This is a genomic window from uncultured Eudoraea sp., assembly GCF_947258925.1.
Lineage (GTDB): Bacteria > Bacteroidota > Bacteroidia > Flavobacteriales > Flavobacteriaceae > Eudoraea.
Map to the genome: position 1 here is coordinate 100,629 of NZ_CAMYKG010000003.1, position 8,441 is coordinate 109,069.

Here is an 8,441-nt window from a genome sequence, read left to right on the forward strand (position 1 = left end):
GCTCTTTTTTTTATGCTACTTTTAAAATTAGAATTTCAATCAACTAAACTCATTACCAATGAAAATCAAAACACTATTAAGCATCCTGCTTCTCAGTATCGGGATCAGCTCTTTTGCTCAGGTTACAACCTCAAACATCAGAGGTTCTGTGGTAGATGACCAGGGAACTCCACTATTAGGTGCAAACGTCGTTGCAATACATACACCAACAGGTACCAAACACGGCACCGTGAGTAACGAAGATGGACGCTTTAACCTTGTAAACCTTCGGGTAGGGGGCCCTTATGAACTGACAATTTCTTACATAGGGTTTAAATCTCAAACCCAAAATGACGTTTATTTATCATTAGGTAAAACATTTAATGTAGACGTCAAATTGGTATCTGAAAGTCAGGCATTGGACGAAGTTACCGTAACTTCTGATAGAGGAGGTACATTCGGTAGTGATCGTACAGGCCAGGAGACCAGTATTGGAAATAGGGAATTAACAAGATTACCTACTATTTCCAGATCAGCCAGTGATTTTACCCGGCTAGATCCTACCGCTTCAGCAGGAGCATCAGGCACATCTTTCGGAGGAAGGAATGACCAATACAATAACTTTTCCCTTGATGGTGCAATCTTTAATAATCCATTTGGATTGGATGCCGCTACCCCAGGTGGACAAACCAGTGCCCAACCGATTTCATTAGATGCTATTGACCAGATACAGGTTACAACAGCGCCCTATGATGTTACACAATCTGGTTTTACCGGTGCATCTGTTAATGCAGTTACGAAAAGTGGGACCAATGAATTCTATGGCACGGTATATGGATTCTTTCGAAATGATGATCTTACGGGAGGTAAGATTAAAGGCGATAAAGTCTTTAAAACAGGACTCGAACAAAAACAGTATGGCGTTAGTATTGGAGGCCCTATTATAAAAAATAAATTGTTCTTTTTTGCAAATTTTGAACGTGATGAGTTAACATCGCTCGGAACGGATGGCTTTGTACCCAATACTGGAACAGGAGAAATAAATGAAAGTAGGGTGTTGGAATCGGACTTTCAATTGGTGGATAATCTGTTGCGCCAGGTGGTAGTTGGTCAGGATGGTCAGGGAAATGATATTTTCTATGACCCTGGTAGATATACCGGATTTAATTTCGATCAGGAATCAACTAAGGGTATTTTTAAGCTGGATTGGAATATTAATGATAATAACCGTTTGGCCATTATATATAATTTTCTGGATGCTTCCAAAGGTAAACCGGCCAATAGGGATGCAATAGCATTCAGAGGTCCCAATACACAAACCCTGCAGTTTGAGAATGCGGGTTATGAAATAAATAATAAAATTAACTCCATTCAATTGGAGCTCAATTCCAAATTGTCTGATGTGGTTACCAATAAACTGCAATTCGGGTATACCCATTTTGATGATTTCAGAAATCCCTTTTCCAGCCCGGCACCCAGTATTGTAATTTTGGACGATACAGGGAGTTCCAATTATATTATCGGCGGTCATGAACCTTTCTCTATCAACAATAGATTGGATCAGAAGGTGTTTCAAATCACCAATAATCTAAATTATTTTGCTGGAAATCATACCTTTACAATTGGTTTTTCTTTTGAAAAATTTGAATTTGATAACTCATTTAATTTGGGTGCTTATGGTGCCCAGGGTGTTTTCTTTCCAACAACAACGATAACAGATTTTCCGAATTTCGCGAGTTCTGGTGCATTACAACAATCATTTGATGATGCTATAGCTGCCGATAGGGCATTTAATGCTGCCGGCACAGGTAATCCGGGAGGATGGTCATTGGCAGAAACTAATGTAGGTCAGTTATCTTTTTATCTGCAGGATCAATGGGATATCAAAGAGAATTTTAAGCTTACCTATGGAATACGTTTCGACAAGCCGTTATATTTTGACACAAAACAGAAAATCCAGGAGAACATCCAAAGGAAAGGCGGTGAAATGGGGACTTATATACCATCAATTCAATACTTTGATCCGGAAACCAATGAACCCATATTCCTTGATTCAGAACAGTTGCCAACGAACAAAATATTGCTTTCTCCAAGAGTAGGATTTAACTGGGATGTAAAAAGTGATAAAACATTGCAGATCAGAGGTGGGTCCGGATTATTCACCGGGAGATTTCCTTTTGTTTGGCTGGGTAACCAGGTTCAGGGCGTAGACTTTTTCTTTTATCAATTGGTGGACCCTGATTTTAGATGGCCACAGGTTTGGAGAACTAATGTGGGCGTAGACAAACAGTTTAAGGATGGGCTAATACTTACTGCAGATGTATCATACACCAAGGATGTTCATGCAGCTCATGTACAAAACTGGGGTCTTAGTGCTCCTTCATTGACATTAAATGGGGTTGATAATCGCGCAAGGTATTCCAACGATGACAAATCACAAATTTTTGGAGGTCCTACAAATGCCTATGTGTTTACAAACTCCGATAAAGGCAGAATATGGAATGCTTCTGTTAAGGCACAAAAAACATGGAGAAATGGGATCTACGCCATGGCGGCTTATAGTTTTTTAAATGCAAAGGAAGTAAACTCAATAGATGCCGAAATTACCGGAGATGCTTTTGCTGGCAATGCCGTAGTTGGGGATGCCAATAAAGATGTTCTTGCTTTTTCAAGATATGGTGATAATCACAGATTTATTGGGGTATTCTCCAAAGCATTTAATTTTGGGATGACAGTATCGGCTTTCTTTGAATATGCTAAAAGCGGACGTTTTAATTATATCTATGGCGGGGATATCAACAATGATGGATCGAGCATCAATGACTTGCTTTATATCCCAACCGCTTCTGAAATTGGACAAATGGCTTTCAGCGGTCCCGGCCAAGCTGAGGCATTAGAAACATTTATCCAACAAGACAAGTACTTAAGTGGCCGAAGGGGTCAATATGCAGAACGTTATGGAGCCCTTGCACCCTGGAGAAGTACATTTGATTTAAAAGTTCTGCAGGACATTAAGATCAATGACAAAAACAAATTTCAAATAAGTGTGGATATTCTTAACGTTGGTAACCTGTTGAATTCGAATTGGGGGGTTGTTCAGGCACCTAATTTTGACCAGCTAATAGGGGTAAGTGTAGACGACACCAATACGCCAACCTATACTTTTGATCCCAGTAGAAATGATACTTTTGGTCCTGTAACTTCAGAACTTTCAAGATGGAGGATGCAGATCGGACTACGTTACTTATTTAACTAGTAAACATTGAAATTAAATAGGGCTGCACAGTTTGTGTGGCCTTTTTATTTTTGTAAAATGAAATATATTCGGTTAACCAGGCAGCAATTGGAAGAAATGCACCAGGAGTTTATTAATTTTCTGGCAACTCAGTCCATTACCGCTCGGGAATGGGAATTACTTAAGAAGACACAACCTGAGGTCGCAGAAGAAGAATTAGATGTTTTCAGTGATCTTGTTTGGGAAGGAGTGCTGGGTAAGGTTACATATTTGGAGAATATTTCCGCACAGCATATGCATCTTTTTCATTTATCTGAGAAAGAAATGAAACTGATATCGGTAAAAGTATTAAACCCGGATATCGATTTAAATACCTCTGTTGGCTTCAACTGGTTTAAGAAGAACTGGCAATCAGATTTTGTTGAATACCTAAATGCCTCTAAAGCTTATACTGAAGATAAGAACCTGGATAAATTTAAGCTTATTCAGGAAGGTGCAGTTATTACAAAAGGAGAATTGTACCAATGGTTCGAAAAGATTATAGGATAATATGTAGCAACCTTTTAAAACCCGTTTGAACAAACCATTATATTTGCAGCAGTTAGCTTAACATATGGCACAAAAACCATCAATACCAAAAGGAACCAGAGATTTTTCACCAAAGGAGGTTGAAAGAAGGAATTATATTATTCAAACTATACAGGGCCATTTTAAAAAATTTGGATTCCAGCCTATCGAGACGCCTGCAATGGAGAATCTGGAAACTCTTACGGGTAAATATGGGGATGAGGGTGATCGGCTAATCTTCAAGATAATCGATTCTGGAGATTTCTATAGTAAGAATCTATCTAAAACACTTGAGAGTGCTATCTCAGTGTTTCTTGCAATCACCTACATCTTTAAGGAAATTACTAATTCAATTCTAAACCAACTTAATGAATCGAATTTGGAATTTGCAACAAAAGATGAACTGACAAAAATAATATCACAAAAGGGCCTTCTTAATCAATATAATGAGAAGGTTTACTATTGGGCAAATGTTCTGATTTTTGATGAACAACATCGAGATGCATTTATTAAAGTTCTTAATACAATAGAGAAATTATTCCTAAATCAGTGTGTTGATTTCATATACCTGAAAGGACTGGATTTCTCACAAAAAAGAAAAGACGTTTCAGACCACGAATTTACCTGGGCAAATAGACACATTCTACAAGATTTTACCAATGAAGTCTTAATATTCATTCAAGTAGAGCTTCCTGGCGCTGAGGTGTTAGAATTAACTAGTAAAAATTTGGTAAAAAAGGTTTCTGAAAAAGCGTTGAGATATGATCTTACCGTACCTTTTGCGCGTTATGTGGTGATGCATCAAAATGAAATAGACTTTCCCTTTAAGCGCTATCAAATTCAACCGGTATGGAGGGCAGACAGGCCGCAGAAAGGTCGGTTCCGTGAATTTTATCAGTGTGATGCGGATGTGGTTGGCACCAATTCCCTTCTTCAGGAAGTTGAGCTTATTAAATTGTACGATGCTGTTTTTGCGGATTTAAGTTTAGAAAACGTGCTTATAAAACTTAACGATCGCAAAATTCTTTCGGGCATTGCAGAGGTGATTGGAGAAAAACATCACCTGGTAGACTTTACCGTAGCTCTTGATAAATTGGATAAGATTGGTAAAGAGGGAGTGATAAAAGAAATGCTGAGCAAAGGAATTTCAGCAAGTGCAATTGAAAAGGCTCAACCACTTTTTGCACTTACCGGTTCTAATTCTGAAAAGTTAAAACAGTTAAGTGATTTTTTAAAAGATTCAGAAGAAGGCAGTAAAGGGGTTAGAGACCTGGCCTTTATTCTTGATGGCATATCAGAATTAGGACTAAATTCTTCGCAAGTAACACTAGATGTGACATTGGCAAGAGGCCTTAACTATTATACCGGTACTATTTTTGAAGTAGCGCCACCTGCTAAAATAAGCATGGGCTCTATAGGTGGTGGTGGTCGCTACGATGATCTTACAGGGATTTTCGGATTAAAGGATGTTAGCGGTGTAGGTATCTCGTTTGGGCTTGATCGTATCTATCTGGTTATGGAGGAGCTCGACCTATTTCCTTCGCGTATTGGCCGTGCATTAGATGTGTTGTTTTTAAATTTTGGTAATCGTGAAGCCATGGCCTCCTTAAAACTTGTTGGAAAACTAAGGAAAGAAGGAGTGAAAGCCGATCTCTATCCGGATGCAGCTAAAATGCAAAAACAAATGAAGTATGCCAACAAAAGAAATGTTCCTTATGTTGTGCTTATAGGCGAAAGGGAAATGTCCGATAAAACTTTTGTGGTCAAAAATATGTCCAATGGAGATCAAAAGGCATATGATATCAATTCTTTTAAAGATTTTACAGGCGAATTAAAGCAGTTCCTTGATTGACTTTATTATTGTTTTATAGTATTCACGACTATGGGGGACATATTTTGCGGTGTTGGCCAGTCCCCAGACTTCTTCTGCAAAAGTAAAAAGTGGAATCATAGCTAGTGATTCAACCTCGCTGTCCTGTTTATTTAAGTTTTGTATAGGAGTTTTTAGCTCACAAAGAAATGTATGGTGAAACTCATTGTCAATAATGGCATTATCATGATTTTGAGTCGATTTGAAAACACCTATTTTGATGAGACTTTCTTTAGGTGTATTAAGCCCTATTTCTTCTTTGATTTCCCTAACAGCAGCCTCTAAAATTTCTTCTCCTGCACCAACATGTCCGGCGACTGAAACATCCCAAAGCAGGGGATAAGTCGACTTATTTTTACCTCTTTGCTGAAGCAACAAATTACCACTTCTTGTATAAAACCAAATATGCACGGTAGGGTGAAATATACCAAGACGATGTGCATCAGATTTTATAATGGTCTGTCCGGTATAGTTCCCTTCTGCATCCAGGCGATCAATAAGTTCATCCATAACCTTATAAGAAAAAGTGTATTTACAAATAGTCTTCGCTAATCAAAATAGCTGAATGTCTCCCCGGATTTGATGTTTAGTAAGGTTTCATAAATTAACCGAATAACATTTTCCACATCACTTTTATGTACTGTTTCTACGGTAGTGTGCATATATCGCAGGGGTAGGGATATTAATGCAGAAGCAACTCCTCCGTTACTATAGGCAAAAGCGTCGGTATCAGTACCGGTAGATCGGGAAGCTGCCATCCGTTGAAACGGTATTTTTTTGGCTTCAGCAGTTTCAATAATCCTTTCTCTGAGTTTATTCTGAACGGCCGGGGCGTATGAAATTACCGGTCCCGATCCTAATTCGGTGTGTCCCTGCTTTTTCTTGTCGATCATAGGCGTGGTTGTATCGTGGCAAACATCAGTAATAATTGCGGCATTTGGGCGTATGGTATGCGTAATCATTTCCGCTCCGCGTAAACCAATTTCTTCCTGTACGGCATTGGTTATATATAAACCAAATGGTAATTTTTTCTTGTTTTCATGCAAAAGTCTGGCAACTTCTGCTATCATGAATCCACCCGCCCTATTGTCAATTGCGCGGCAGACAAATTTATCATTATTTAAGACATGGAATTCATCAGGATAGGTAATCACACAGCCCACATGTACCCCCATTTTCTCAACTTCTTCCTTGTCTTTTGCTCCAACATCAATGAAAATATTATCTAATTTGGGAGGTTCTTCTTTCGCCCGGTCGCGTGTATGAATGGCAGGCCATCCAAAGATTCCTTTTACAATTCCGTTTTTAGTGTGGATATTTACCCATTTTGAAGGTGCGATTTGATGATCACTTCCCCCGTTGCGTATAACATAAAGTAGTCCATTATCCGTTATATAATTAACATACCAGGAAATCTCGTCGGAATGTCCTTCGATGACAACTCTATATTCTGCCTCGGGATTAATTACCCCAACAGCTGTTCCATACGTATCAGTAATAAATGTATCAACATAGGGTTTAACATAGTTCATCCATAATTTTTGACCTTCCCATTCGTAACCGGTCGGCGACGCGTTGTTAAGGTATTCTTCAAAAAAAGCCAGGGATTTTTTGGTAATAATCTTCTTATCGCTCATCTATATTTAGTTTGATTACAAACTTAACAATATTCACTTTTATTTAGTAATCCGGTCCAATGTTTATGATTAATTTTGGCAAGAAATTTGAATTGTAGATTAGTGTGAAAAAGTATTTCCATTTTATTCTTATCGGTCTTATGGGCTACATTGGTATTTCTCAGGTAAAAGAGGAGCCTTTGGACTCTATTGCTGAAAAAATGATAATCATTGAGGGAGATTCGATTTTTAAGCAGTCAATTGCCCTGGATGAGGTATACATTTTTGGAAAGTTAGAGTTTGCATCGTATAAGGATAAATTGAACTATTATATTTTGCGAAGAAAAACTCTTAAGGTTTATCCCTATGCTAAAATGGCGTCGGAAAGGTTGGAAGAGTTAAATGATAGTTTAATGAGAATTAAATCAAAACGAAAAAAGAAAAAGTACACAAAGCAATTACAAAAGTATATTGAGGGAGAGTTTTCGGATGAATTAAAAAAATTGACTCGTACAGAGGGTCAGATTTTGGTGAAATTAATTTACCGGCAGACAGGGAATACTACCTACGGCTTAGTTAAAGATTTACGAAGTGGCTGGCGTGCATTTTGGTATAACACAACGGCTAAAATGTTTAAGATTAACTTAAAGGCAGAATTTCAGCCGGAATACATACATGAAGATTACATTATTGAAGATATTCTGCAAAGGGCTTTTGCGTCTAATAGGCTGGTGAAGCAGGAATCTGTTTTGGATTATGATTATTCATCGCTCACTAATAAATGGAGTAAGGTAAATAAGCATAAAAAATAGTTGCAGATAACGTTAAAAAGATGTAGCTTTATAAGCCTTTTTTTGTTTTAGATCCTAAGACAAAATCCTAGCAATAAGTACATTAAAAATTGAGGTAAAAATTATTTCATAAAAATACCTGAAATTTATTTTTAATTAGAAAAAGTGCTTTATATTTGCACCCGCTTATCAGGAGAGGCAGATGATAGATTTGGTGAAGAAGGATTTAGGATAAGCGACTAGAAGTTCATTGACATATTGACGAACAGCGTTTTTTTGTTTGAGGCCAGTGATGGTTTTGGGCAAAGAAATTTGAATTATTTTGAGATTAAGAGGATAAAAACGAGGGTTGGGATTAGGATTTTCGTAGTTATATAGGCGTA

7 protein-coding genes are annotated in these 8,441 nt (G+C 37.8%); 4 read left to right on the forward strand and 3 right to left on the reverse strand.

What is annotated here, in order from left to right:
- The first annotated feature begins 58 nt into the window (after positions 1-58).
- The 3 genes from Q0X77_RS01595 to hisS all read left to right on the forward strand — a co-directional run bounded on the left by Q0X77_RS01595 (position 59) and on the right by hisS (position 5,633).
- Positions 59-3,235: a carboxypeptidase regulatory-like domain-containing protein gene (locus Q0X77_RS01595; RefSeq protein ID WP_297792191.1), complete on the forward strand. Its 3,177-nt coding sequence runs from the start codon at positions 59-61 to the stop codon at positions 3,233-3,235.
- Between the two features lie 57 nt (positions 3,236-3,292).
- Positions 3,293-3,763: a DUF6495 family protein gene (locus Q0X77_RS01600; protein ID WP_297792193.1), complete on the forward strand. Its 471-nt coding sequence runs from the start codon at positions 3,293-3,295 to the stop codon at positions 3,761-3,763.
- A 64-nt stretch (positions 3,764-3,827) separates the two neighbouring features.
- Entirely contained in the window at positions 3,828-5,633 is a 1,806-nt protein-coding gene (gene hisS, locus Q0X77_RS01605) for a histidine--tRNA ligase (protein WP_297792195.1), read from the forward strand.
- Here hisS and Q0X77_RS01610 read toward each other — a convergent pair.
- Together Q0X77_RS01610 and Q0X77_RS01615 are read right to left on the reverse strand one after the other, a co-directional pair.
- Positions 5,613-6,161, reverse strand: a complete 549-nt coding sequence (locus Q0X77_RS01610) for an NUDIX domain-containing protein (protein ID WP_297792197.1) — start codon at positions 6,159-6,161, stop codon at positions 5,613-5,615. The genes hisS and Q0X77_RS01610 overlap by 21 nt on opposite strands.
- A gap of 38 nt (positions 6,162-6,199) precedes the next feature.
- Positions 6,200-7,288, reverse strand: coding sequence for a M42 family metallopeptidase (locus Q0X77_RS01615; RefSeq protein ID WP_297792199.1), 1,089 nt, complete (start codon positions 7,286-7,288; stop codon positions 6,200-6,202).
- Between the two features lie 140 nt (positions 7,289-7,428).
- Between Q0X77_RS01615 and Q0X77_RS01620 the strand changes: the two genes are divergently transcribed.
- Positions 7,429-8,079: a DUF4294 domain-containing protein gene (locus Q0X77_RS01620; protein WP_297792211.1), complete on the forward strand. Its 651-nt coding sequence runs from the start codon at positions 7,429-7,431 to the stop codon at positions 8,077-8,079.
- Between the two features lie 168 nt (positions 8,080-8,247).
- On the opposite strand, the gene Q0X77_RS01625 is transcribed toward Q0X77_RS01620, so the two are convergent.
- The coding region (locus Q0X77_RS01625; protein ID WP_297792201.1) for a hypothetical protein at positions 8,248-8,441 on the reverse strand (194 nt) is incomplete at its 5' end.